Consider the following 24,056-nt stretch of genomic DNA (forward strand, 5'->3'; position numbering starts at 1 on the left):
GGCGTCCTATCCGAACTTCTTCAAAGCGGAGACTTATGCAAGCCTTCATCTACGATCATGTCCGCACGCCGCGCGGCAAAGGCAAGCCCGAGGGCAGCCTGCACGAAGTCACGCCCGTGTGGCTCGCCAGCGCGCCGCTCGTCGCGCTGCGCGAGCGCAACGCGCTCGACACCGCCGCCCTCGACGAAGTGGTGATGGGCTGCGTCGTGCCCGTTGGCGAGCAGGGCGGCAACATCGCGCGCATGGCCGTGCTCAACGCGGGCTATGCACAGGAAGTGCCGGCGCTCTCGATCAATCGCGCCTGCGGCTCGGGCCTCGACGCGGTTGCCTTCGCGGCCGCGAAAGTCATGGCCGGGCAGGCCTCGCTTGCGATCGGCGGCGGCGTGGAGTCGATGTCGCGCGTGCCGATGGGCGCGGACGGCGGCGCCTGGGCGCAAGACCCGCAAGTGGCGAGCAAGACCTGCTTCGTGATGCAGGGCGTTTCCGCCGATCTGCTCGCGAGCCTCCATGGCTACAGCCGCGAAGAGGTGGACGCCTACGCGGCCGAGAGCCACCAGCGCGCCGCGCGCGCCTGGGCCGAAGGGCGCTTCGCGCGCTCGGTCGTGCCGGTGCGCGACGCCATCGGCCTCACGCTGCTCGATCATGACGAAACGATCCGCGCGCAGACTTCCGTGACGTCGCTCGCGGTGCTGCGGCCTTCGTTCGCCGAGATGGGGCAGAAGTACGGCTACGACGGCGTGGCCTTGCAGCGCTATGCGCAGATCGAACGTATCGACCATGTGCATCACGCGGGTAACAGCTCCGGCATCGTGGACGGCGCAGCGGGCGTGCTGCTCGGCAGCGAGGCAGCGGGCGAGCGCCTTGGCATGAAGCCGCGCGCGCGCATTCGCGGTTTCGCGTCGATCGGCTCGGAGCCCACGCTCATGCTCGACGGACCGAGCCACGCCGCGAAGAAGGCGCTCGCGCAGGCGGGCATGACGGCCGCCGACATCGACCTGTGGGAACTCAACGAAGCTTTTTCGTCAGTTGTGCTTTGCTTCATGGACGCGCTCGCCATTCCCCACGACCGCATCAACGTGAACGGCGGCGCCATTGCCATGGGGCATCCGCTCGGCGCGACGGGCGCGATGATCCTTGGCACCGCGCTCGACGAGCTGGAACGCAGCGGCCGCAGCACCGCGCTCGTGTCGCTGTGCGTGGCGGCCGGCATGGGCACGGCCATGATCATCGAGCGCGTTTGATACGCACCCCCGACGCAACGGCCGACCTCACGCGCAAAGGACACCGCTTCATGGAAGACATCATTCGCTACACCGTCGATGGCGATGGCATCGCGACGCTCACCATCGACTACCCCGGCAAGACGATGAACGTGATTGACCAGGCGTTCATGGACAGCCTCTCGGCATGCATCGACCGCATCGTGGCCGACGAGGCCGTGAAAGGCGCCATCGTCACCTCGGCGAAGGAGGCGTTCGTCGCGGGCGCCGACCTCAAGTCGATGGAGGAGAACATCGACAGCATGGCGAGCGACGCCGTCGACGTGCTGTTCGAGAAGTGCGGCTCGCTCTCGCGCCTCGTGCGACGCCTGGAGACCTGCGGCAAGCCCGTGGTCGCGGCGATCAACGGCACCGCCATGGGCGGCGGCTTCGAGATCTGCCTCGCGTGCCATCACCGCATTGCCGCCGATACGCCGGGGCTCGCCGTCGGCTTGCCCGAGGTGCAGGTCGGCCTGATTCCGGGCGCGGGCGGCTCGCAGCGCCTGATCCGCATGCTCGGCATACTCGCGGCGTTGCCGTGGCTGCTCGAAGGCGGGCATGCGAGCGCCGCGCGCGCGCTCGAACTGAAGATGATCGACGCTGTGGTGCCCGCCGCCGATCTGCTCGCGGCTGCAAAGCGCTGGCTGCTGGAAATGCCGGTTGCCGTTCAACCGTGGGACGCGAAGGGCTTTCGCATTCCCGGCGGCGGCCCGCTCGATCCTCGCGTGGCGCCCGCGTTCGTCGCGGGCAATGCGATGTTGCAGGCGAACACGCATCACAATCTGCCCGCGCCGCTGGCCATTCAAAGCTGCGTGTACGAAGGCGCGCAATTGCCGATGGACAAGGCGCTGCGCGTGGAGAGCAAATATCTCGCGCTGGTCACGCGCGACCCCGTTTCGCGCAGCATGGTGCGCACGCTGTTCGTGAGCAAGACGAAGGCCGACAAGCTCATGCATCGCCCCGAAGGCTTCGAGCGCTTCACCTGCCGCAAGCTCGGCATGGTGGGCGCGGGCATGATGGGCGCGGGCATCGCGCTCACGGCGGCGCAGCGCGGCATCGACGTCGTGCTGATCGACCGCGACCTGGCGGCTGCGGAACGCGGCAAGCAGTACGCGCAGAAGGCGCTCGCGCGCCTCGTCACGAAGGGGCGCATGAGCGAGCAGAAGGCGGCGGACGTGCTCGCGCGCATCACGCCTGCCGCCGATTACGCGCAGCTGGGCGACGCCGACATGGTGGTCGAGGCCGTGTTCGAAGACCGCGCCGTGAAGGCGCAGGTCACGCGCCAGCTCGACGAAATCCTGCCCGCCACCTGCGTGCTCGCGACCAACACCTCGGCGCTGCCGATCTCGCTGCTCGCGCAGGCGAGCCGCCGGCCCGAGCGCTTCATCGGCCTGCATTTCTTCTCGCCCGCCGAGCGCATGCCGCTCGTCGAGGTGATTCGCGGCAACGCGACGTCGGATGCGACGCTCGCCCAGGCGCTCGATTTCATCGCGCAACTGCGCAAGACGCCGATCCTCGTGAACGACAAGCGGGGCTTCTTCACGAGCCGCTTCATCGGCTCGTTCGTCGACGACGCGATCGGCATGGTCGCCGAAGGCATCCACCCCGCGCTCATCGAGAACTGCGCGCGCCATGCGGGCATGCCGGTGGGGCCGCTCGCGATTACCGACGAACTGTCGATCGAGCTTTCCGTGCACGCGGGCGAGGCGCAGGCGCGCGAGTTTCCCGACGAGTACGTGCCGGGGCGCTCGGTGCCGGTCGTGAAGCGGCTCTACGAACTCGGACGGATGGGCAAGAAAGCGCGCAAGGGCTTCTACGATTACGACGAGCAAGGCAAGCGCTTGTGGCCGGGCCTCGCGGACCTCTATCCGTTGCGCCCGCAACAGCCTGAGGCGCGCGACATCCGCCAGCGCATTCTGTACGTGCAGGCCGTGACGGCGGCGCGTTGCATGGAAGAAGGCGTGCTGATCTCGCCCGCCGACGGCGACGTGGGCGCGGTGCTCGGCGTGGGCTATCCGGCCTGGACGGGCGGCCCGTTCTGCTTCATCGACGGCGTGGGCGTGGCGGCGTTCGTGACCGAGGCGGACCGCCTGGCCGACCTGTTCGGCGAGCATCTGCGCGCGCCGCGGTTGCTGCGCGATATGGCGGCCAGGGGACAGACCTTCTACGGCGCGACTCGCCGCGCTTGAGCGACAGGAAAGGCAAGGAACACGCATGAATTTCGAATTCACCGAAGATCAGGACGTGCTGCGCACCGAGGTGCGCAAGTTTCTCGTCAACGAAGCGCCGCTCACGCTGGCGCGCGCCACGATGGAAGACGGCGGCGAGCGCGCGAAGGCCGTGTGGGGGAGACTCGCGGGCCTGGGCGTGACCACGCTGATGCTGCCGCCTTCGTGCGGCGGACACGGCCTTGGCGCGCTCGAGCTTTGCGTGGTCGCGGAGGAGGTGGGGCGGCAGCTCGCGCCGGTGCCGCTCGCCTCGACGCTCTATCTCGCCGCGCAGGCGCTCTTGCTGGGTGCGTCGCAGGCGCAGCAGGAGCGCTGGCTGCCGCGCATCGCGCGCGGCGACGCGGCGACCTGGGCCGCGCCGCTCGACGGCCAGTGGCGCGCGGAGGCGTTGCCCGTATTCGAGTCGGGCGTGCTGCGCGGCGGCGCGCCGCTCGTGCCGGACGGCATGGCCGCCGCGTTCGCCGTCGTGCTCGCGCGCGATACGCGAAGCGAGGGTCTCGTGCTGGTGCTCGCGGAACTGGGCGCGCGCGTGCGGCGCACGCCGCGCGCCACGCTTGACCCGGCGCGGCCGTTTGCTTCGTTTGAATTCGACGGCGTCGAGGCCGAGCCGCTGGACGCCTGCGCGGACCCGCTCGCGCTTGTCAGCGCGGTGCGCGAGCGCGCGGCCATCCTGCTCGCGTTCGAACAGCTTGGCGGGGCCGACGCCGCGCTCGACATGGCCGCGGGCTACGCACGCGAGCGCCGCACGTTCGGCCGCGCGATCGGCTCCTACCAGGGCATCAAGCACAAGCTCGCCGATATCTACACGCGCAACCAGATGGCGCGTTCGCACTGCTATTACGGCGCGTGGGCGCTGGCGAGCGGCGCGCCCGAATTGCCGCTGGCGGCGGCAGGCGCGCGCGTGAGCGCGAGCGAGGCGTTCGGCTTCGCGGCGCAGGAGAACATCCAGACGCACGGCGGCATGGGCTACACCTGGGAAATCGATTGCCATCTGTTCTACCGTCGAGCGCGTCAGCTCGCCGTGATGCTCGGCAACGTGCACGAGTGGCGCGAGCGTCTCGTGAAGGGGCTAGAAGCGGAACTGGAAGCACAACCGCCGGCCTGACCCGATTCCGGGCGTGCGCGAGGCGCGGCCCACAGTACGGAGCGTGATCTGCATGGATTTTCACGACACACACGAAGAAGCGGCGTTTCGCGAGGCGTGCCGCGCATGGCTCGCGGCCAACGCGCCGCGCAAGTCGCGGCCCGACGAGGTGTTCGGCCGCGGGCTGGACGCCGCGCAGCGCATGGAAGCCGCACGCGCCTGGCAGGCGCGCAAGGCCGAAGCCGGCTACGGCGCCATCACCTGGCCGCAGGCGTTGGGCGGGCGCGGCGGCACGCCGATGCAGGAGGTGATCTACCGCCAGGAAGAAGGCCATTTCAACGTGCCGGTGGGTTACTTCAACGTGAGCCTCGGCATGGTGATCCCGTCGCTGTTCGTGCATGCGAGCGAGGCGGTGCGCGCCGAGCACGTCGAGGCCGCGCTGCACGGCCGCACGCTCTGGTGCCAGTTGCTCTCGGAGCCGGGCGCGGGCTCGGACCTCGGCATGGTGCGCACGCGCGCCGAGCGCTGCACGGACGGCCGCGAGGGCTGGCTCCTCAATGGCCAGAAGGTGTGGACGACGCTCGCGCAGTTCGCGCAGTTCGGCATGGTGCTCGCGCGCACCGATGCGGATCTGCCGAAGTTCGAGGGCCTCACGTCGTTCTATCTCGACATGAAGACGCCCGGCGTCGAGGTGCGGCCGATCCGCCAGGCGAGCGGCGAAGCCGAGTTCAACGAAGTGTTTTTCAACGACGTGTTCATTCCGGACAGCCAGCGCGTGGGCGCGGTCGGCGCGGGCTGGAAGGTCACGCTCACGGCGCTCATGAACGAGCGCCTTTCGATCGGCGGCGTGATGCCGCCGGCGTTGTGGCGCACGGCGGCGCGGCAGATGCAGCAGGCGGGCTTCGGCGCCGCCCGCGCGCTCGCGGACGGCCGCATGCGCGAGCGGCTTGCCGATCTGTATCTGAACGCGCACGGCCTGTGGCTGCTGCAATGCCGTGGCCTCACCGCGCTCGGCAAGGGGCGCGAGCCCGGCCCCGAGCTTTCGGTGGCGAAGATCGTCGCCGCGCGCACGCTCCAGGACTTCGCGTATCTCGCCATCGACTTGCAGGGCGCGCAAGGCGTGCTGGCCGCGAGCGAGCGGGGCGACGAGTGGGAGTTGGTCGAGCGGCTGTGGTTCGGCGCGGCGGGCATGCGCATCGCGGGCGGCACCGACGAGATCGTGAAGAACAACGTGGGCGAGCGCGTGCTCGGCTTGCCGCCCGAGCCGCGCACCGACAAGGGCGTGCCGTTCAGCCAGCTCGCACGGGCCTGAAACGGGCCGCGCACGGGCCGACGCACACGAAAGACATAACAGGAGACGCAATTGAACGACAAAGGCCATCCCGCCAGCTTCACCGGCACCGCCCGCACGCAAGGCGGCGCGTGCTCGCCCGATGAATATCTCACGCTCGACGCGACGGCCATGGCCGCGCTCGTGCAACGCGGCGAGCTGGAGCCGCAGGATCTGCTGGACGCGGCGATCGCGCGTTGCGACGACGTGAACCCGCGCATCAACGCCGTGAACATGCGCTGCGAGGCGCGCGCGCAGCAGACGCTCGCGGCGCGTCGCGAAGCGGGCACGAGCCGCGATGGCGCGTTCGCCGGCGTGCCCACGCTCGCCAAGGACATGCACACCGCCGTGGCGGGCACGATCACGACCAACGGCTCGCGCTCGCAGCGCGACGCTGCGCCCGCCACCTATGACGCCACGCTCATCGCGCGCTACGAGGCGGCGGGCATGGTCGTGTTCGGCAAGACGACGACACCCGAATTCGGCCTGAGCACGACGACCGAGTCGGCGCTGTGGGGCAAGACCTGCAATCCGTGGGATCTCGCGATGAGCGCGGGCGGCTCCTCGGGCGGCGCGGCGGCGGCCGTGGCCGCGGGCATCGTGCCGGTGGCGCACGCCACCGACGGCGGCGGCTCGATTCGCATCCCCGCCTCGTATTGCGGCGTGTTCGGCATGAAGCCCACGCGCTATCGCACGCCGCATGGGCCCGACGTATTCGAAGGCTGGTTCGGCGCGAGCTGCGCGCACGTGGTGTCGCGCAGCGTGCGCGATTCGGCGCTCGCGCTCGACGTGTCGCACGGCCACGAGAAGGGCAGCCCTTACTGGCTGGCCGCGCCCGAGCGTCCTTTCGCCGATGAAGTGCGGCGCGCGCCGTCACGCCTGCGCGTGGGTCTCGTCGCCGACTCGCTCACGGGCATGCCGCTCGACGACGACATTGCCGCCGCGCTCGATGCGACCGTGCGTCTGCTCACGCGTCTCGGTCACGACGTCGAGCCCGTGACGCTCGCCATCGAATCGCAGCAGCTTTTCAGCGCGCACGGCGCCGCTTCGGGCACCGCGCTCGTCGCCGCCGTGCGCGACCGCGAGACCGCGCTCGGCCGCGCGCTGCAAACCGACGAACTCGAACCGGTGGCCTGGCGCATCGTGCGCAATGCGCAGCAGTATTCGGCGGAAACGCTGTATCGCGCGCGCCGCACGTTCGAGCGCATCGGGCTCCAGATGGAGGAGAAGTTCGACCGCTTCGACGTGCTGCTCTCGCCCGTTACGGCCACGCTCACGCCGCCGCTCGGCAGGCTCAGTCTTGAGCAGGAGTACGAAGAGTACATCAAGCATATCGTCGGCAGCGTGTCGTATACGGCGCTTGCCAACGTGAGCGGGCAGCCGTCGATGTCGGTGCCGCTCGGCGTGAGCCGCAGCGGCCTGCCGATCGGCATGATGTTCACGGCGGCGCTGTGCGGCGAGGGACTGCTGTTCCAGCTCGCGGGCCAGCTCGAAGCCGCGCAGCCGTGGGCGCCGCTCGCGCCTTCGCTGTGAGGCGGGCAGGCGTGACCTTTTCCAGTACGTGCCCGGACCTTTACGGAAAGCCAGCATGAAAAGCGAACATTCCCCGCTGCGGCGCCACAGCGCGCTGCTTCTGTTCCTCGTCGTGTCGATCATCAACCTGATCGACCGGCAGATGATGGGCGTCGTGCTCGAACCCGTGAAGAAAGAGTTCGGCGTGTCCGACCTCGCCATGGGCCTGCTCACGGGCGTTGCCTTCGCGCTCGTGTATTGCGTGTTCGCGCTGCCGCTCGGCCGCTTCGCCGATCGCACGAACCGGCGCAACCTGATCAGCTGGTCGTGCGCGGCGTGGAGCGTGATGACGCTCCTGTGCGGCTTCGCGACGAACTACTGGACGCTCGCGCTCGGCCGTATCGGCGTGGCCGTCGGGGAGGCGGGCAGCGCTTCGGCGTCGCTCACGATCGTGGCCGACCTGTATCCGCCGCGCCAGCGCGCGCGGGCGCTCGCCGTGTTCACGCTCGGCGCGCCCATCGGCACGCTCATCGGCCTGAGCGTGGGCGCGTGGATTGCGTACTACCACGGCTGGCGCGCCGCGTTCGTGTGGATGGCCGTGCCGGGGCTCGTGGCCGCGCTGCTCGTGCGCCTGCTCGCGTTCGAGCCGGCGCGCGGCGGGTCCGAAGGCGCGGCGCTCAACGACAGCGGGCGGCCCGAGCCGCTGCGCACCGTGCTGCGCGACGCCTGGCGCTCCAGCGCGTTCGTGAAGATCGTGATCTCCGGCGCGCTGCTGGGCTTCTCGGGCTACGCGTTCGGCATCTGGAGCACGGCGTTTCTCGTGCGTTGCCACGGCCTCACGCTCAAGGACGCGGGCGCGATCATGGGCCTCGCGGCGGGACCGGGCGCGATCATCGGCACGCTGTCGAGCGGCTGGCTTACCGACCGCCTCGCCGCGCGCGACGCGCGCTGGCAGCTCGGCGTGCCGATCGTGGGCGCACTGCTCGCGTTTCCGCTTGCCGTGGCGTTCGCGCTGTATCCGTCCGCCGACCCGTGGAAGTGGGGCGCGCTCGTCGTGCCGCGCGTTTCCGTGTTCATGCTCGGCATGTCGATCTTCGGCATGTGGTGGATGGCCCCGAGCTACGCGGCCATCACGCACATCATGCGGCCCGACCGGCGCGCCACCACGCTCTCGATCTACAACTTCGGGGTGACGGCGATTGGCGCGGGCTGCGGTCCGCTTGCCGTGGGCGCATTGAGCGACGCGCTCACGCCCGCGTTCGGCGAGAACGCGTTGCGCTGGGCGATGGTGGGCGGCGCGATGGGCTACCTGCTCGCGGGGCTCGTGCTGATCGGCGCGGTGCGGCCGTATGCGCGCTCGATCGCCGCCGCCGTGCGCGGGCCTGCCCTGGCCGCGCGCGCCTGAAGCGCACATAGCGCACATCGCGCATGCGTGAAGCGTGCAAGAAGCGCGTGACCCGAACTGCACCGCCATGTCCGAACTCACCAATACCTTGGACCCCGCAGCCTGCGAGCGCCGCCGCAGCCATTACACGCTGCTGCTGTTGACGGCGCTTTCGGCCGTCTCGTTCATGGACCGGCAGATACTCGCGGTCATGATCGAGCCGATCAAGGCCGAGTTCGCGCTGAGCGACCTGCAAGTGGGCATCGTGTCGAGCCTGGGCTTCGCAGTCGGCTTCGGGCTGCTCGGCTTGCCGCTCGCGCGCCTCGCGGATCGCGGGCACCGGCGCAATCTCGTCGTGCTCTCGCGCGGGCTGGGCGGCCTCATCACGGCGCTTGGCGGCGCGGCAGCGGGCTTCTGGCAACTGCTGATCCTGCGCAGCGGCACGGCCCTGAGCGAAGCGGGCGGCAGCGGTTGCGCGATCTCGATGATCTCCGACCTCTTTCCGCCGTGGCGGCGCTCGCGCGCCATGAGCGTGCTGACCTCGGGCGCGAGCATCGGCGCGATGATGGCGTTTGTCGTCGGGGCTTCGCTGGCGGCGCGCTTCGGCTGGCGCATGACGCTCGTAATGGTGGGGCTCGCCTCGCTGCTGCTCGCCGCCGTCGTGCGGCTCACGGTGAGCGAGCCGCAGCGCGAAAACCTGAACGCCTTGAGCGCCCGGCGTGCCGCTGGGCGCGCCGTCGATCGCGGCGACCTGCGCGAGATTCTCGCAGCGCGCGTGCCGCGCTGGCTGATCGTTGCGGCCGCATCGAACATGTTCGTGCTGTACTCGTTCGGCACGTGGAATTTCGCGTACATGGTGCGCACACACGGATTCAGCTTGCAGCAGGCCGGCTGGATTGCGGGCGCGTCCGGCGCGGCGTCGGTGCTGGGCGGGCTCTTTTCCGGCGCACTGGCCGACTGGCTCGTGCGCCGCGGCGACGCGCGCTGGCAACTCGGCGTGCCGGTGCTCGGCCTTGCGATCGCGATTCCGCTTGCCTATGTCTATCTGCTGCTGCCCGCCGGGCGGCTGACGCAGGTGTGGGGACTGATGATCGCCTATGCGTTCTTCGTGACGTGGTGGTCCGCGCCCACCTATGCCGCGCTCTCGCTCGTCGTGGCGCCCGAGCGGCGCGCCACCGCCAACTCGATGCTGCTGATCTCCGGCTATGTGCTGGGTCTCGGCGCCGGGCCGATCGTCACGGGGCTGGCCAGTTCGCTGCTCGCCGCGCGCTATCCGCTCGATGCGCTGCGTTATTCGCTCATGGGCGTATCGGCGCTGCTCGTGCCCGGCTGGTACGCGCTTTTTCGCGCGATGCAGGCTTATCCCGCCGCGAGCCTGATGATGCGGGAAGAGGCTGTCGCGGCGCCCTGAATCACGGCGGCAAAAAAGAAGCGGCGTGCTCCGGTTTGAGGCACGCCGCTTTTTGCGTTTTTCAGCTTGTGTTTAGACTTCGGCCGCTTCGGTATACGCCACCGCGCCGCGCGGCACATACACCCCTTCGCACTGTTCCAGATACTCCTGCTTCTTCGCGCGCGGGTTATAGAACTGCTTGTACCAGACGCGGGCCTTCATGAACGGGCCGTCGCTCGGCAGGAACATGCCGTTCAGGCACGGACCCTTGTTGGCCCATACTTCGAAGTCCTGCATGAACGACAGCCGGCTCGAATCCTGGAACTGGCGCGCCGCGATGGTGTCGGGCAGCGTCACCTCGGCATTCTGGCCCGGCGACTTGACGAGCAGCGAATGCCACACGCGAATCACGCCGTCGTCCACGGGCGTGTGCGTGATGACGAGCACGGCGTCATAAAGACCGGTCAAGTCGGAGATCAGCACGCCCGGCCCGTGGTAGGTCGTGACCGTGTGCAGGATCGGGCTCACGCCGTTGGCGCCCACGAGCGTGCGGTGCGGGCCACATTGGCGCTGCGTGGCCGTGTGCGCGCGGAATTCGTTTTCGTAGCGCTGGACCGTCGAGCCGTGAATGGGCCCGAGATGCCCGTAGTCGCAAATATTGTCGATGACTTCCTGCGGGTGCTGCGCGAGCGTGCCGAGATCGTCGAAGGACTGCCAGCGCACCCACGAAGGGTCGTCCCATTGCGGTAGCGTCGGATGCGCCCATTCCGGCTCGCCGCCTTCGGGGTCGTGCCACACCCACACGGCGCCGAGGCTCTCCACCACGGTCCACGTCTTCACGCAGGCCGCCGCCGGAATTTCGCCGGTGTGATACGGGATGTCATTGCACTTGCCGTCCGGACCGAAACGCCATGCGTGATAGGGGCAGCGGATATCGTCGCCTTCCACGTTGCTGCCGCCGCCGTCGAGCACGACATACGACGTGTTGTTGGGGGCCGCCAGGTGCGTTTTCATGTGCGGGCAGTACGCGTCGAGCAGCACGACGCGGCCGCTCGCGCGCCCTCTATACAGGGCGAAGTCCTTGCCGAAGAAGCGCACGGCAAGCGGCTTGTGGGTGTCCAGCTCGCGTGCGTCGGCGATCATGAACCAGCCGCGCGGATAAGTGAATTCGCCAAGGCGATAATCTTTGGTGGTAGCCACAAAATCTCCCGGAGAGACATTTTCGGAAACTGCGCGGAAACTGCGCTTGCAGGTAAGGGCCATTGTTCGCCTGTGCGCAAGCGCGTGCATACTCTGTTCGGACGATGAGGCGGTGCCCCGGTCGGCGCGACGATATGGGGCTGATACCAGGCTTTGATTCCAGGCCGAACTCAGGCCGAACCCAGGCGGCGAAATCGTGCGCATGCCCGGAGAAAAAAAGACAGGAGACAACGACGATGACGAGGTCGAGAACATTCAATCTGGCCGATCTGCTGGAGATCGTGACAGCCAGGGTGCCCGAGCGCGCCGCGTTCGTGTGCGGCCCGCAGCGCCTCACCTACGCGCAACTCGACGAGCGGGCCACGCGGGTCGCCTCCGGCCTGCGCTCACGCGGCATCCGGCGCGGCGATCACGTTGGCATCGCGCTCTACAACTCGGCCGAATATCTCGAGACCTTGTTCGCCTGCTGCAAGATCGGCGCGGTGCCCGTCAACGTGAATTACCGCTACGTCGCGTCGGAACTCGAATACCTCTTTTCGACGCTCGATTTCAAGGCGATCGTGTACGGCGAAGCCTTCGGCGAGGAAGTGCTGAAGGCGGCCGCCAACGTACCCGCGTTGAAGGTGCTCCTGTGCGTGGGCAGCGGCGCGCCCGAGGGCCGCGCCGAGCACTACGCCACGTTGCGCGAGCAGGGCGCGCCCACGCTCGACGACCCCGAGCGCTCCGGCGACGATCTCTACATGCTGTGCACGGGCGGCACCACGGGCATGCCCAAGGGCGTGATGTGGCCGCAGCGCGCGATCTTCATGGGCGCGCTCGGCGGCGGCGGCATGTACCTGGGCTGCCCGCCGGTCGAGACGCCCGAGGCGCTGGGCGAACTCATCGCGCGCCAGCCGTATCTCACGGTCCTCGCGGCCGCCCCGATGATGCATGGCGCGGCCATGTGGTTCTCGCTGATCAGCCTCTTCGCCGGGCACACGATCGTCGTGAACGACGAGACCGGTTTCGATCCCGCGCATATCTGGGACGTCGTGGTGCGCGACGGCGTGAACGTCGTGTCGGTGGTGGGCGACGCCATGGCGCTGCCGCTGATCCAGGCGCTCGAAGCCGCGCCCGCGCGTTGGGACCTCGGCAAGTTGATGGTGTTCGGCAACGGCGGCGCGGTGTTCTCGGATCACTTGCAAGCGCGCCTGAAAGCGCTCGTGCCGCATATCGCGCTCAATAACGGGCTGGGCTCGTCGGAGGTCGGCGTGGTGGGCGGCGGCGCGAAGCCCGCGAGCGGCGATGGCTTCATGGTGCTGGCGGCGCGGCCGGACCTCGCGCTCGTCGACGACGCGCAGCGCATCGTGAGCGGCGCGGGCGCCGAAGGCGTGCTCGCGCGCAGCGGCCACACGCCCATCGGCTATTACGGTGACCCGGTCAAGAGCGCGGAGGTGTTCGTCACCATCGACGGCAAGCTCTGGGTGCTGAGCGGCGACCGCGCGCGCATTGACGAAGCGGGCAACTTCGTGATGCTCGGGCGGGGCTCGCAATGCATCAACACGGGCGGCGAAAAGGTGTTCCCCGAAGAGGTCGAAGAGGCGGCGCGCCGCTACGGGGCCGTGCAGGATGTGCTGGTGGTGGGCATGCCCGACGAGCGCTGGGGACAGCGCGTGGCGGCCGTGATCGAGTTGAGCCCGGGCGCCGAGTTCGACGCGCGGGAATTCGACAGCGTGTGCCGCGCCAGGCTCTCCGGCTACAAGATGCCGCGCGCGGTGTTTCTGGCCGATCGCATCCGGCGCAGTCCCGCGGGCAAGGCGGATTACCGGTGGGCGCGCGATTATGCCGCGCAGAATGCCAGCGTGATTTGATGCGGGCGCGGGCTACGGCCCGTTGTTGTGGCGAACAGCCGTGGCGTCAATTGTTCGCTGCAAGCCGCATTGGGGCCGTTTGCGCGCTGCTGCGCATACCCGAGAAGTTGACCTCGGCCCCGAAAGGCAGCACGGCGCCCTGCGTGGAGAAGAAGAACCATGCCCCCTCGTGGCCGAAGTACGCGCGAAAGCAGGGGAAATCTTCTCGCACGCCCGGCGCGTCGGCACATCGAAACCAGTAGGTCGTGCCATTGAGCACGCCGTGGGCGAGTCGCCGCGACGGTAGGCCCTCGCAAGCCGGAGCTTCATAGGCAAGCGCCCGGCTCACTCTGCCCCCAGGCAGACGAACGGTGACCTGCCCGGCGACGCGATCGTCGCCGCCTGCTTCATTCGACCCCGGATCGATGGCGTCGCCCCCTGCACCGTGACTGCGAATCAGGGATCGAACGTGAGAGAGATGAAACGACGACACCGTTTCCGATCCGGGCCGAAAGGGCTTGATGTTGTCCACGCGGCGACTCCTGTGCAATGGGTTCTGAGGGGCAACTGCAAGGATAGGATGTCACCGCGTGCACGCCTGCGACTTCTCGGCGCGCTTTGAGGCGGTACTCTATTTTCTGGAAAGAGCGGGCGCTTGTCTGTCGAAAGTGGGTGATATGTCCACTAACGTTTCAAAGCGCCCTGGATATGCCTCGGTCACGCGCTTTGTTCGTCAGCCGATCTTGTTGGCCTGCTCCTTCGCGAGCAGGCGTTGCGCCTGGCGATCTCCGCGGTTGGCTTCCTGGGCGGTCTGCACCGACGATTCGCTGGCTTCGGCCAGCGCGGCGCGCGCGGCGCTGCTGATGGAGACGGAGTAGGACGCCGACGCGGTCGACGAGGTCGACGATTGCGACGAGGGCGATGCCTGCGTGGTCGTACCGGACTGCTGCGTTTGCGTCGTGCCGGTCGATTGCGCGGAGGCGCTGGCCTGCTGGTTCTGCGCGCCGGTGTTTGCGACCGTCGTGGCGGCGGGTTGGTTGGATACTGCCTGGATTGCCATGAAAGGGCTCCCGAAAAGAAAAAAAACCGTGAACAGCGAATGTCTTATCGGAGCGGCTTCAAAATACTTGAGAAGTATTTATTTTCTGATTGCGCATTGCCTTAAGGTTCACATAAGCAATGGCGAGAATTGCATTTTTAATTTCATAAATTTGACGCTTTATTCTCGCAGTTTAATCGACTCGTGACCTCCTGAAGCCCGTGCTGCGGGGCGTCTGGCCATGCGAAGAATCGTCGACGCAATTTTATGGAATAAAAGCGACTTTCATTCAGATGAATCGCGAATATGGCTTTGTCATGGAAAGGACAATTGCCGTTTCTCGAATATTAATTCCTTAAGGGGCTCATCGGCATCGGGTCAATGCCGATTTGAAATCGTCTCCTCCGGTTGACGCCGCAACGCGCGCTCGCATACCATCGCGCTAGCGGTGCAGGCCGCTTCCGGGTCCGCGGAAAGGGTTGAACCCACCTGTCGTGGCGAACCATACGGCTTCCCATCCTTTGTGCGGGCGGTGTTGCGGACCCTCAGCCATTCCATGCACGAGGACCGTATGAAAACGCTGCCTGCCCAGGCCAATCTCGATCATTTGAAGAAGCAGGCGAAAGACCTGCTGCGTCTCTATCGCGCGGGCGACACCGCCGCCCTGGCGCGATTCGCCCAGTCCCTCCCCGCACTCGCGAATCGCACCGGCAACGCAATGCCGGCGCCCGATCTCCGCCTGCATGACGCGCAGTCCTGCCTTGCGCGCGAATATGGCTTCGCGTCGTGGGCGGATCTCAGTGCCTACGTGGACGCAAGCGCACTTGCGCATCGCGAGCGGACGGCGTTGATTCGACGCTGGCTTGGGCTCGCCTACGGCGCCGACGTGACGGGCACCTACGCCGCGGCCCGGCCGCGCGTTGCGGTGAAACTGCTGCTCGAGCATCCGGACATGCTCGACGCCGACCCGTACGTGGCGTGCACCGCCGGGCACTGGAAGGCGATGTCACGCGCGATAACGGCCGATCCCGCGTGGGTCAATCGGCCCGGCGGCGCGCTCGATCTGCCGCCCCTCGTTGCCGTCACGCATTCGAGCCTCGCGCAGCTACCCGAGTTTGCGGCGCGGTTGCGCGAATGCGCGCGTGCGCTGCTCGATGCCGGGGCCAATCCGAACCAGCGAATCGGCAATCGGCTGCCGCCCGCCTCCTTGGCTTCGCCCGTCGAGACCGAGCCGCTGTCGGCCCTTTACGGTGCGGTTGGCGTGGCGCGCGATCCCGCGCTGACCGGCATGCTGCTGAGCGCGGGCGCGGACCCGAACGATGGCGAGTCGCTCTATCACTCGCTCGAAAATCCCGACTGCACGAGCTTGCTGTTGCAGCACGGCGCGCGCGTGAGCGGAACCAACGCGTTGTGGCGTGCGCTCGACATGCCGGATGCGGCCGCCCTTAAGTTGTTGCTCGCGCACGGCGGCGATGCGAACGAGCCAGCCCCCGAAGGCTTGATATTCTGGGGTAGTCCACTCTTGCGTGCGATCGCTCAGCGCAGGTCCGCACGTCACATCGCCGCGCTGCTGGTGGCGGGTGCGCACGCGAAGGCTAGGACCGCAGCGGGCGTGAGCGCCTATCGGCTTGCCATGCAGGTCGGTCTGCCCGATATCGCGGCGCAACTGCGTGCCGCGGGTGTTGACGAAACCCTCAGCGTCGAGGAGGAGTTCGTGTCCGCGTGCGCGCGCGCCGATATCACGCAAGCACGCCGCATTCAGGCGCAACATCCCGAGCTGCCGCGATCGCTGCCGCCGGACCGGCTTCGGCTGCTGCCCGAAGCGATGGCGTGGGGATCGGGCGCGGCGGTGAAGACGATGGTCGAACTCGGTTGGCCGCCGGACGTGCGCGGCGGCGACTGGGACGCTTCCGCGCTCAATCACGCCGTGTTTCGCGGCGACGCCGCCTTGACGGCATTTTTGCTGGACCATGGAGCGAACTGGCGCGAGACCCATGGCTACGGTTCCGATGCGCTCGGCACGTTGGGGTGGGCGTCCGAAAACGAGCCGGCGTTGGCGGAGCGCCCCGATTGGGTCGGCTGCGCCCGTGCGCTCATGAGGCATGGCGTGCCGACGGCGCAGCGCGACCCCGAGCATGACGACGGCGTGCTGATCGACGGCCGACGCATGCGCTTTTCCGAAGAAGTAACGGAGGTGCTGGTCGACGGGGCAAGCGGGCGCGTTGCCGCTCGCTGATACGGTTGCGTATTGCCGCCGCGCCTTCACTACGAGGCGCGGCGAGCCAGCGGTCGTGCTGTGCTACAACTGACGCTCGATCGCCGCCTTGTCGATGATCGACCAGACTCGCGCAATCTTGCGCTCACGAAACTCATAGAAGACATGCTCGGCGAACGCTACGCGTTTTCCTTGCACCGCCAGCCCGAGAAACGTACCGATGGGCGTGCAGTCGAAATGCAACCGGCTTGCGATATTCGGCGGCTCGCACACGAGCGTCCGGATGTTGAAGCGCAAGTCGGGAATCTCGCGGAAGTCGCTCTCCAGCATGGCGCGGTAGCCGGACAAACCGATTAGCTTGCCGTTGTGCTCCACGTCGTCGTCGACAAACGCTCCCAGCATTGACCAGTCCTGCCTGTTCAGGCAGGCGATATAGTCTCGGTAGATTTCCGGCAGATCATTGGCGCCCATCGCAATCGTCCTCCATGTCCAGGCTCTCGATTGACGCCATAGTGGCGCATGATCGCGGCCGATGTGGGGCGCAATGTCTGTTTTCCCACGCAAGGCGTTTCGTGGCGCTTGACGCTTGCACCAGGCAGACGCTAACTGGAAGATCGCACAACAGGTGAAACACCCGTGGGTGCGTTGGCTTGAGTTTCGTGCACGCGAAAACGAGGTGAAAAATGAATGCATCCCGCATCCTGGCCAACAGCCGGCTTTCAGCCTTTGTCCTGATTCTTCTGGCGCATGGCGCGGTACGCGCCGGCGATCGTGTCGCGCCTGCGGCCTCGCCGGGTTTCGAGCCGAGCGAGCTTTCGACGGACTGCATCGATCGGGAGTATCGCGGGAAAAACGCCAAACTCGGACTCGACTACACCGACCTCATCAACAACTGCGGTGAACCGGTCATCATCACGTGGCAGTCGTTCAACAATGGTGCGCCGCAAATGGAGCGCGGGGGCATGGGGCAATCGCAATGCATTCCGCCCGGGGGTTCCATTACCACGGCCGCGCGCCAGAAACTCGGAGCGGCGAGCGAGAACCTGCCGGTGAGCGTCGTGACTTGCCAGTGAAGGCTGGCGCGTGCATTCGCGCCGACTCCCGGTCGTGACCTGGCAGTCCGAATTAGTGAGCGTCCTTGCGGATACCTCGCAGATTTTCACGTACGCGCCGGGCGACCAGTACGCTCAGGTAATCCATGACGCGCGCGCCATCGCTATAGGCGGCCCAGGTTTCTTCGACCATTTTCGACACGGTTTCCACGGGTGCATGGGTTTCAGCGGCAATCGCCTTGACGAGTTCTTCTGCGGCGTGCGGGTTCATCAATGCCTCCATGCAGACAGAGAGGGGGGCGCGGGAAGGACATTAAACTTCATTGCGCGGCCCGCGCGCCAATACATTTCGCCTATCTTCCGCGCCGTTTTGTTCGAGCCGCGTTCGAGTAGCGTTCGATCCGGATTCGTCGGTGCACAGCCTGTCAAATCTCATACGGCGAGCGTCGTCGCGCGCGCAACCAGACGCCGCGCATGAAGCATGGGCTTACCGAATAGCGGCCATCGGGGCTCGCTTGCCAAGCGAGGCCGGATAAGACCAAGGTCCTATGGCATGCGTCACTTTCAGGTGCCAGGCTGCGACGAACACGCGCGGGTTCCGGGTTGGCGTAAAGGGCGTAACAGGCGTGACGGGCGTAACAGGCGTGGCATCCGATCGTAACAAGGGGACTCTCATGCGCTTCCTGTCGAATCCAGTTGTTGCCGCCGGGCGAGGCTGTGTGCTGCTCGCCGCGACGATCGCTTTGTCGGGCGGCGTAATGCCCGCGTGGGGCGCGGACGATACCAACGCCTCGGCCACGCAGGCCGTGCCAAGCGGCGCGTCGGTCGACACGCAGCACGGCACCATCAGCCTGATCGACCAGAAGAACGCGCTGATTGTCGTGACGGTGCCGGGCCACGACGACCTGAGCTTCAGCGCGAAAGACCACCGCGACGTGCTCGACATCGTCAAGGTGGGCGACAAGCTCACCGCGAGCTACATGGAGCCTTACGTCACCGGATTGACGCCGCTAAAGGGCGCGTCGCTCACGCGCCTGACCCACACGGCGAAAGTGACCGAGCACACGGCGGGCGCCGACCAGGTGAGCTTCCATGTGCTGCGCGTTTTCAGCGGCGTGGCGGAAGTCACCGGCGTCGATCACAAGCTCAACCTGCTGACTGTCGAGGACAAGTCGGGCACCGCCCGTTCGGTGCGGGTGAGCCGCCCCGATCTCGTCGAGGTGATGCAGACGCTCAAGCATCACAGCCGCGTGCGCATCACCTACGAATCGGAGATGGCGGTCTCCACCTCGCGTTAGGACGCGTCAGGACGCTTCAGGAAGGCGTCAAACCGCCAGCGCCAGTCCGTCGCTGCGCGGATCGTGAGCGCCGCACGCCGTGCCGTCCATGTCCAGTCGAATGACGCCTGCCTGGCCCGCCAGCGGACTCAGCATGGGCAATTCCGCCATTTCGTGTCCCCACGCCGCGAGCGTGTCGAACACGGCGCGGCCCGCGCCGGATTCGAGCTTGAGGTTGTCGCGGCTGTCCGAGAACGTGCGCCCGAGCAGGAAGCGCGGTTGCGCGAGCGCGGTGAGCGGGTCCATCCCGTAGTCGATGAGCCGCGTGAGCAGCGCCGAAAGCGTCTGCGGCTGGCCGTCCGCGCCCTGCGTGCCGTAGAGCAGGCGCGGGCGGCCCGCCACGAGATACATGCCGGGGTTGAGCGTATGAAACGGTCGCTTGCCGGGCGCGATCGTGTTCGGATGCGGCTCGCCGCCGGGCGCGCGAAAGGCCGCGCCGCGGTTGTGCCAGAGGATGCCGGTGTCGCCGGCCATCACGCCGCTGCCCCAATCGTGGAAGATCGTTTGCAGCACGCTCACCGCGCGGCCCTGGGCGTCGGTGGCGGCGAGGTGGACCGTATCGCCTTCGCGAAAGCGATGCGGCCACGGCGCCGCCCGCGCGGGTGCGATGCGCGCCGCGCAGGCGGCGAGATGCGCGTCGCCGAGCAGCGTGTCCACCGGCACGTCGTGCGTGTCGGGATCGGCGAGATGGCGGTCGCGGTCGATGAACGCCTGCTTCACCGCTTCCACGAGCCGGTGATAGTAGCCGGCGCTGCCGTGCTCGCAATCGCGCAGCCCGAGCTTCGCGAGGATGCCCATGATTTGCAGCGTCGTCACGCCCTGGGTGGGCGGCGGCAGCGTGGCGAGCACGCCTTCGCCGTAGCGCAGCGTGAGCGCGGGCGCGGTGCGCACGCGCGTCGCCGCCAGATCGTCGGCGCTCAGCGGGGAGCCCGCTTCGCGCAGGCCGCGCGCAATGCGCTGCGCGAGCGCGCCTTCGTAGAAGTCGCGCGGGCCGTTCGCGGCGAGCGTGCGCAGCGTGGCGGCGAGCGCGGGCTGGCGGAATGTGGCGCCCGGCGCGGGGGTCGCGCCGCCCGGCAGGAACGTTTGCGCGAAGCCGCGCCACACGCGCGCGTCGCCGGATTCGCTCTCGCGATACGTGGCCCAGAAGTGCTGCGAGCGCGAGAGCGCAAAGCCCGCCTCGGCCAGCGCGATGGCGGGCGCGAGCAGCGTCTCCCACGCGAGCGCGCCGCCCCAGCGTTCGCGGCTCACGCGGTACGCGGCTTCCCAGGCGGCGACGGTGGCGGCGCTCGTGAGCGCCGAAGCCGGGCCGCGCACGGGAATCGCGCCGTCGAACGCGGGCAGCGCGCGCGCCGCCTGGCCGATGCCCGAGATCGATTCGACGGCGTGGCCGGATTCGGCGATCAGCCAGAAGCCGTCGCCGCCCAGGCCGGTGAAGTGCGGCATGGTCACGCATAGCACGGCCGCCATCGCGATGGCGGCCTCGATCGCGTTGCCGCCGCGCGCGAGCACGTCGCGGCCCGCTTCGCTCGCGAGCGTGTGCGGGCTCGTGACGAGGCCGTTGCGGCCGCGCGCGTTCGCGCTCGCGGTTTGCGCTGTCGTGTGCGCGTGCGGGGCCGCCGTTGCGTCCCGTGCCGCTTCGCCGCGCGGCGGTTGCGCCGGTGCGCTCATGCGGGCACCCCGGCGTCGGCGTGGCCGCCCAGATACGCGGCGGACAGCTTCGGATCGGCGGCCAGCTCGGCGGCCGTGCCGCTCGCGCTCACGCGGCCTTCTTCGAGCACATAGCCACGGTCGGCAATGGCGAGCGCCATCGCCGCCATCTGGTCGACGAGCAGCATGGAAGGCGATTCGCGGCGCAGGTCGTCGAGCGAGGCGAACAATTCGGCGATCACCTTCGGCGCAAGGCCGAGCGAGGGTTCGTCGAGCAGCAGCACGCGCGGCTTCGACATCAACGCGCGCGCGATGGCCAGCATCTGTTGCTCGCCGCCGGAGAGCAGACCCGCCCGGCGATGCTGACGCTCGCGCAGGCGCGGGTAACGCGCGAACATCGATTCGATGCGCGCTTCGAGTTCGCCGCGCGGCAGGCGGCCCGAGGGAAACGCGCCGAGCTTGAGGTTGTCGAGCACCGAGAGTTCGGGGAACACCTGGCGGCCCTCGGGCACGAGCACGACGCCGAGCGCCGCGATGTGCGCGGCGTCCAGACGCGTGAGGTCGCGGCCGTCGAAGGTCACGCCGCCGGCCACGGGGCGATGCAGCCCGGCGAGTGCGCGCATGAGCGTCGATTTGCCCGCGCCGTTCGCGCCGAGCAGCGCGACCAGCTCGCCTTCGCGCACCTGCACGCTCACGTCGTGAAGCACTGGCGCGGCCCCATAGCCCGTCGTCACGTTGCCGACGCCGAGCACCTCGCGCGCGGCGTCGCCGTCCGCTGTCCGTGCGTGGGCGGGGCGCAGCGCGTGCAGCGTGTCGTCGTTCGTTGTGCCTAGATACGCTTCGCGCACCGCGTTGTTGGCGCGAATCGCGGCGGGCTCGCCTTGCGCGAGAAAGCGTCCGGCGTCGATCACGACGATGCGGTCCGACACGCCCATGACGAGCGACATGTCGTGCTCGACGAGGCCGACGGCGACGCCCGAATCCGCAATCGCGCGCAGCAGCGCGCCGAGGCGCACCTTGTCCTCGCTCGACAGACCCGCCGCGGGTTCGTCGAGCAGCAGCACGGCGGGCCGCGTGGCGAGCGCGCGCGCAATCTCGACGAGGCGGCGGTCCACGTGCGCGAGGCTGGCGGCTTGCGCGTTTGCGTCGCCGTGATAGCCGCATGCGCGCAGCAGCGCGAGCGCCTCGGCACGGGGCGCATCACCCTGCATGCGCGTGGTGCCGAACAGCGCGCCGAGCCGGCCGCGCGTGAGGGCGAGCGCGACGTTATCGAGCACCGACAGGCTGCCGAACAACTGCGAAGTCTGATACGTGCGCGCCACGCCCGCGCGGGCGCTTTCGAACGCGCCGCCCCCGGCGAGGCGTGCGCCGCCGAGCGTGCGCGTGCCGGTTTGCGGACGATAGAAGCCCGAGAGCATATTCAGGACTGTTGATTTTCCCGCGCCGTTGGGGCCGATCAGGCTCGTTACGCGCGCGGCGGGCAGTTCGAACGAGAGGTCGGAGACGGCCTTCACGCCGTCGAATGTCATCGAAAGCCCTTGCGCGGCGAGCGCGCGACGCGCTTCGATCGCGAGCGGCTCAAGCGACTGTGCCGCCACCGTGTCCTGATCGCGCGCCGCCGCCGCTTCGGCAGGCTTCGCAGGCGCACGCGAAAAGAGCCGCCGTGCCAGCGCCACCGCCACGCCGGCCACGCCATCGGGCGCGCTCCACAGCACCACGAGCAGCAGCACGCCGAAGCACAGCAGGCGCAGGTTTTCGAGTCCGGCGAGCAGTTCGGGCAACAGGCCGACCACGGCCGCGCCCACGAGCGGCCCCGCCACCGACCCCGCGCCGCCGATCATCACCACGAGCACGAAGAGGATCGATTGCGAAAACGAGAACATGCCCGGCGTGACCATGCCTTGCAGCGGCGCGAACAGGCCGCCCGCGAGGCCCGCGAGCGCGGCCGAGAACGCGAAGGCCACGGTTTTCACCGCGAGCGCATTCACGCCGATCGAGGCGGACGCCGTTTCGCTGTCGCGCACCGCGCGCATGGCGGCGCCCCACGTGCCGCGCGCAACGAGCGAGTAGAGCACGAGCGCGACGGCGAGCGTGGCGAGCGCAACGAGCGCGATGGCGCGCTCGCCATCGGCGAAGCTGCCGAGCGCGGGGCCGAACACGTTCATGATGCCGTTCTGGCCGCCGGTGAGGTCGCCGCCTTCCACGGCGCTTTGCTCGATCACGAAGCCGAACGCGATCGTCACCATCGCGAGGCCGGGCCCGCGCACGCGCAGCGCGGGCAGCGCCAGCAGCGCGCCGGCTGCGGCCGACACGCCCGCGCCGAGCGCCCACGCGGCCCAGAAGTTCCAGCCGGATTGCGTGGTGAGGATCGCGACGGCGTAGGCGCCGATCGCATAGAACGCTGCATGGCCGAACGACACCTGGCCCATGAGCCCGAGCAGCAGGTTCAGGCCCACGCCGCAAATGGCGAGCAGCGCCACGCCCGCGAGCACCACGACGAAATAGCCGTTGACGCTGCATGCCGCGAAAGCGGCGGCCAGCAGCACGGCGGCCAGCGCCACGCCAGGCCACGGTCCGCGCGAGCGTGGCGCGCTCGCGCTTGCGCTCGTGCCCGGATGAAGCGCCTGCGCGCGGGCGGCGAGGGAAAGTCGGGAATCGCTCATACCTTGCGCACCTCCGCGCGCCCGAAGAGGCCGTTGGGCCGGATCGCCAGCACGACGATCAGGAGCCCGAATGTAATGATCTGCGTGTAGCTCGAACCGAGCGTGGCCGTAATCAGCGCTTCGGCTGCGCCGAACAGCAGCCCCGCGATCATCACGCCCCACGCGCTGGAGAGCCCGCCCAGGATCGCGACCGCGAAGGCCTTGAGCCCGAACACGGTGCCCATGTCCGACTGCACGTTGAAGAGCGGCGCGATCAGCACGCCGGCCACGCCCGCGAGCAGCGCGGAAACGGCAAAGGCGGCGGCTACCGTGCGCTGGATCGGGATGCCCATGAGGCGCGCGGCGTCGCGGTTCTGCACCACGGCGAGCATCGCCACGCCCCAGCGCGAGCGCCGCAGCACGTAATGGAGCACGGCGGCGAGCAGCAGGCCGACTGCGGGAATCACGAGTTGCAGCGGATACACGCCGAGCCCCGCGCCGCCGATGCGCAGCGACGACTGCGCGAGCGCCGAGGGCAGGCTGCGCGGCTCGGTGCCGAAGGTCAGCATGACGACGTTGTCGAGCACGATGCCGAGCGCCACGGTCGCCATGAGCCAGGCGTTCGAGCCGCGCCGCGCGAACGGCCGCACGGCCAGGCGCTCGACCACGAGCCCGTAGAGCGCGCATGCCGCCAGCGCCAGCGCGATGGCGAGCGGCATGGGCCAGCCGAGCGTTTGCGCGAACGTGTAGGCGAGCACGGCGCCCAGCATCATCGAGCTGCCCTGCGCGAAGTTGACCGTTGCGCTGACCGCGAACGTCAGATGAAAGCCGAGCGCCATGAGCCCGTACATGCTGCCGAGGCCGAGGCCCGCAACCAGCGCCGATATCCATTGCATGAGTGAATCTCC

General features: G+C 68.4%; 19 protein-coding genes. 11 read left to right on the forward strand and 8 right to left on the reverse strand.

Annotated features, from left to right (window positions below; translation table 11 throughout):
- Positions 1 to 35 precede the first annotated feature (35 nt).
- From C7402_RS22880 to C7402_RS22910, 7 genes are all read left to right on the forward strand, one after another.
- Entirely contained in the window at positions 36 to 1,241 is a 1,206-nt protein-coding gene (locus C7402_RS22880) for an acetyl-CoA C-acetyltransferase (protein ID WP_116612240.1), read from the forward strand.
- 59 nt (positions 1,242 to 1,300) lie between these two features.
- Positions 1,301 to 3,448: a 3-hydroxyacyl-CoA dehydrogenase NAD-binding domain-containing protein gene (locus C7402_RS22885; RefSeq protein WP_208948981.1), complete on the forward strand. Its 2,148-nt coding sequence runs from the start codon at positions 1,301 to 1,303 to the stop codon at positions 3,446 to 3,448.
- Positions 3,449 to 3,473: 25 nt separating this feature from the next.
- Positions 3,474 to 4,592, forward strand: coding sequence for an acyl-CoA dehydrogenase family protein (locus tag C7402_RS47770; protein WP_116612241.1), 1,119 nt, complete (start codon positions 3,474 to 3,476; stop codon positions 4,590 to 4,592).
- A gap of 52 nt (positions 4,593 to 4,644) precedes the next feature.
- The gene (locus tag C7402_RS47775) at positions 4,645 to 5,883 is read left to right on the forward strand and encodes an acyl-CoA dehydrogenase family protein (RefSeq protein WP_116612242.1); all 1,239 of its coding nucleotides are present in this window, start codon (positions 4,645 to 4,647) and stop codon (positions 5,881 to 5,883) included.
- A gap of 51 nt (positions 5,884 to 5,934) precedes the next feature.
- On the forward strand, positions 5,935 to 7,434 hold the full coding sequence (locus C7402_RS22900) for an amidase (RefSeq protein ID WP_244314909.1): 1,500 nt from the start codon (positions 5,935 to 5,937) through the stop codon (positions 7,432 to 7,434).
- Positions 7,435 to 7,489: 55 nt separating this feature from the next.
- Complete coding sequence (locus tag C7402_RS22905) at positions 7,490 to 8,818, forward strand: spinster family MFS transporter (protein WP_112176159.1); 1,329 nt, start codon at positions 7,490 to 7,492, stop codon at positions 8,816 to 8,818.
- A 67-nt stretch (positions 8,819 to 8,885) separates the two neighbouring features.
- Positions 8,886 to 10,208 carry a spinster family MFS transporter gene (locus tag C7402_RS22910; RefSeq protein ID WP_116612243.1) on the forward strand — a complete coding sequence of 441 codons (1,323 nt, stop codon included), beginning with the start codon at positions 8,886 to 8,888 and terminating at the stop codon, positions 10,206 to 10,208.
- 72 nt (positions 10,209 to 10,280) lie between these two features.
- Here the strand turns inward: C7402_RS22910 and C7402_RS22915 are convergent, their stop codons facing one another.
- Positions 10,281 to 11,387, reverse strand: a complete 1,107-nt coding sequence (locus tag C7402_RS22915) for an aromatic ring-hydroxylating dioxygenase subunit alpha (protein ID WP_116612244.1) — start codon at positions 11,385 to 11,387, stop codon at positions 10,281 to 10,283.
- Positions 11,388 to 11,623: 236 nt separating this feature from the next.
- Between C7402_RS22915 and C7402_RS22920 the strand changes: the two genes are divergently transcribed.
- Positions 11,624 to 13,237, forward strand: a complete 1,614-nt coding sequence (locus C7402_RS22920) for an AMP-binding protein (protein ID WP_116612245.1) — start codon at positions 11,624 to 11,626, stop codon at positions 13,235 to 13,237.
- 46 nt (positions 13,238 to 13,283) lie between these two features.
- On the opposite strand, the gene C7402_RS22925 is transcribed toward C7402_RS22920, so the two are convergent.
- Both C7402_RS22925 and C7402_RS22930 read right to left on the reverse strand, forming a co-directional pair.
- Positions 13,284 to 13,748, reverse strand: a complete 465-nt coding sequence (locus C7402_RS22925; RefSeq protein ID WP_116612246.1) for a hypothetical protein — start codon at positions 13,746 to 13,748, stop codon at positions 13,284 to 13,286.
- Positions 13,749 to 13,949: 201 nt separating this feature from the next.
- Complete coding sequence (locus C7402_RS22930; protein WP_116612247.1) at positions 13,950 to 14,276, reverse strand: hypothetical protein; 327 nt, start codon at positions 14,274 to 14,276, stop codon at positions 13,950 to 13,952.
- 550 nt (positions 14,277 to 14,826) lie between these two features.
- Between C7402_RS22930 and C7402_RS22935 the strand changes: the two genes are divergently transcribed.
- Positions 14,827 to 16,491, forward strand: coding sequence for an ankyrin repeat domain-containing protein (locus C7402_RS22935; protein WP_116612248.1), 1,665 nt, complete (start codon positions 14,827 to 14,829; stop codon positions 16,489 to 16,491).
- 63 nt (positions 16,492 to 16,554) lie between these two features.
- On the opposite strand, the gene C7402_RS22940 is transcribed toward C7402_RS22935, so the two are convergent.
- Positions 16,555 to 16,941: an ester cyclase gene (locus tag C7402_RS22940; RefSeq protein ID WP_116612249.1), complete on the reverse strand. Its 387-nt coding sequence runs from the start codon at positions 16,939 to 16,941 to the stop codon at positions 16,555 to 16,557.
- A gap of 212 nt (positions 16,942 to 17,153) precedes the next feature.
- Between C7402_RS22940 and C7402_RS22945 the strand changes: the two genes are divergently transcribed.
- Positions 17,154 to 17,543: a cupredoxin domain-containing protein gene (locus C7402_RS22945; RefSeq protein ID WP_112176175.1), complete on the forward strand. Its 390-nt coding sequence runs from the start codon at positions 17,154 to 17,156 to the stop codon at positions 17,541 to 17,543.
- A 52-nt stretch (positions 17,544 to 17,595) separates the two neighbouring features.
- Here C7402_RS22945 and C7402_RS22950 read toward each other — a convergent pair whose 3' ends face one another.
- Positions 17,596 to 17,793: a DUF3562 domain-containing protein gene (locus C7402_RS22950; protein ID WP_112176177.1), complete on the reverse strand. Its 198-nt coding sequence runs from the start codon at positions 17,791 to 17,793 to the stop codon at positions 17,596 to 17,598.
- Between the two features lie 403 nt (positions 17,794 to 18,196).
- Here C7402_RS22950 and C7402_RS22955 point away from each other — a divergent pair, with 403 nt between their 5' ends.
- Positions 18,197 to 18,820 (forward strand): hypothetical protein, encoded by a 624-nt coding sequence (locus C7402_RS22955; RefSeq protein ID WP_133254532.1) that lies wholly within the window; start codon positions 18,197 to 18,199, stop codon positions 18,818 to 18,820.
- Between the two features lie 27 nt (positions 18,821 to 18,847).
- Here C7402_RS22955 and C7402_RS22960 read toward each other — a convergent pair whose 3' ends face one another.
- The 3 genes from C7402_RS22960 to C7402_RS22970 are packed head-to-tail and all read right to left on the reverse strand — an operon-like array spanning position 18,848 to position 24,044.
- Positions 18,848 to 20,527, reverse strand: coding sequence for a gamma-glutamyltransferase family protein (locus C7402_RS22960; protein WP_112176181.1), 1,680 nt, complete (start codon positions 20,525 to 20,527; stop codon positions 18,848 to 18,850).
- On the reverse strand, positions 20,524 to 23,169 hold the full coding sequence (locus C7402_RS22965) for a branched-chain amino acid ABC transporter ATP-binding protein/permease (protein ID WP_116612251.1): 2,646 nt from the start codon (positions 23,167 to 23,169) through the stop codon (positions 20,524 to 20,526). The genes C7402_RS22960 and C7402_RS22965 overlap by 4 nt, the downstream gene beginning before the upstream one ends.
- Positions 23,166 to 24,044, reverse strand: a complete 879-nt coding sequence (locus C7402_RS22970) for a branched-chain amino acid ABC transporter permease (RefSeq protein ID WP_116612252.1) — start codon at positions 24,042 to 24,044, stop codon at positions 23,166 to 23,168. Before C7402_RS22970 ends, C7402_RS22965 begins: the two co-directional genes overlap by 4 nt.
- Positions 24,045 to 24,056 lie beyond the last annotated feature (12 nt).

Origin of the sequence: Paraburkholderia unamae, assembly GCF_003096875.1 — a bacterium.
Classification (GTDB): domain Bacteria; phylum Pseudomonadota; class Gammaproteobacteria; order Burkholderiales; family Burkholderiaceae; genus Paraburkholderia; species Paraburkholderia unamae.

Bases quoted from the DNA above. Each gene is read 5' to 3' on its own strand.
- C7402_RS22880 (WP_116612240.1), top strand. From the start codon at position 36: ATGCAAGCCTTCATCTACGATCATGTCCGCACGCCGCGCGGCAAAGGC.
- C7402_RS22930 (WP_116612247.1), bottom strand. From the start codon at position 14,276: ATGGCAATCCAGGCAGTATCCAACCAACCCGCCGCCACGACGGTCGCA.
- C7402_RS22940 (WP_116612249.1), bottom strand. From the start codon at position 16,941: ATGGGCGCCAATGATCTGCCGGAAATCTACCGAGACTATATCGCCTGC.
- C7402_RS22935 (WP_116612248.1), top strand. From the start codon at position 14,827: ATGAAAACGCTGCCTGCCCAGGCCAATCTCGATCATTTGAAGAAGCAG.
- C7402_RS22965 (WP_116612251.1), bottom strand. From the start codon at position 23,169: ATGAGCGATTCCCGACTTTCCCTCGCCGCCCGCGCGCAGGCGCTTCAT.
- C7402_RS22920 (WP_116612245.1), top strand. From the start codon at position 11,624: ATGACGAGGTCGAGAACATTCAATCTGGCCGATCTGCTGGAGATCGTG.
- C7402_RS22945 (WP_112176175.1), top strand. From the start codon at position 17,154: ATGAATGCATCCCGCATCCTGGCCAACAGCCGGCTTTCAGCCTTTGTC.
- C7402_RS47770 (WP_116612241.1), top strand. From the start codon at position 3,474: ATGAATTTCGAATTCACCGAAGATCAGGACGTGCTGCGCACCGAGGTG.
- C7402_RS22960 (WP_112176181.1), bottom strand. From the start codon at position 20,527: ATGAGCGCACCGGCGCAACCGCCGCGCGGCGAAGCGGCACGGGACGCA.
- C7402_RS47775 (WP_116612242.1), top strand. From the start codon at position 4,645: ATGGATTTTCACGACACACACGAAGAAGCGGCGTTTCGCGAGGCGTGC.
- C7402_RS22970 (WP_116612252.1), bottom strand. From the start codon at position 24,044: ATGCAATGGATATCGGCGCTGGTTGCGGGCCTCGGCCTCGGCAGCATG.
- C7402_RS22950 (WP_112176177.1), bottom strand. From the start codon at position 17,793: ATGAACCCGCACGCCGCAGAAGAACTCGTCAAGGCGATTGCCGCTGAA.
- C7402_RS22910 (WP_116612243.1), top strand. From the start codon at position 8,886: ATGTCCGAACTCACCAATACCTTGGACCCCGCAGCCTGCGAGCGCCGC.
- C7402_RS22905 (WP_112176159.1), top strand. From the start codon at position 7,490: ATGAAAAGCGAACATTCCCCGCTGCGGCGCCACAGCGCGCTGCTTCTG.
- C7402_RS22955 (WP_133254532.1), top strand. From the start codon at position 18,197: ATGCGCTTCCTGTCGAATCCAGTTGTTGCCGCCGGGCGAGGCTGTGTG.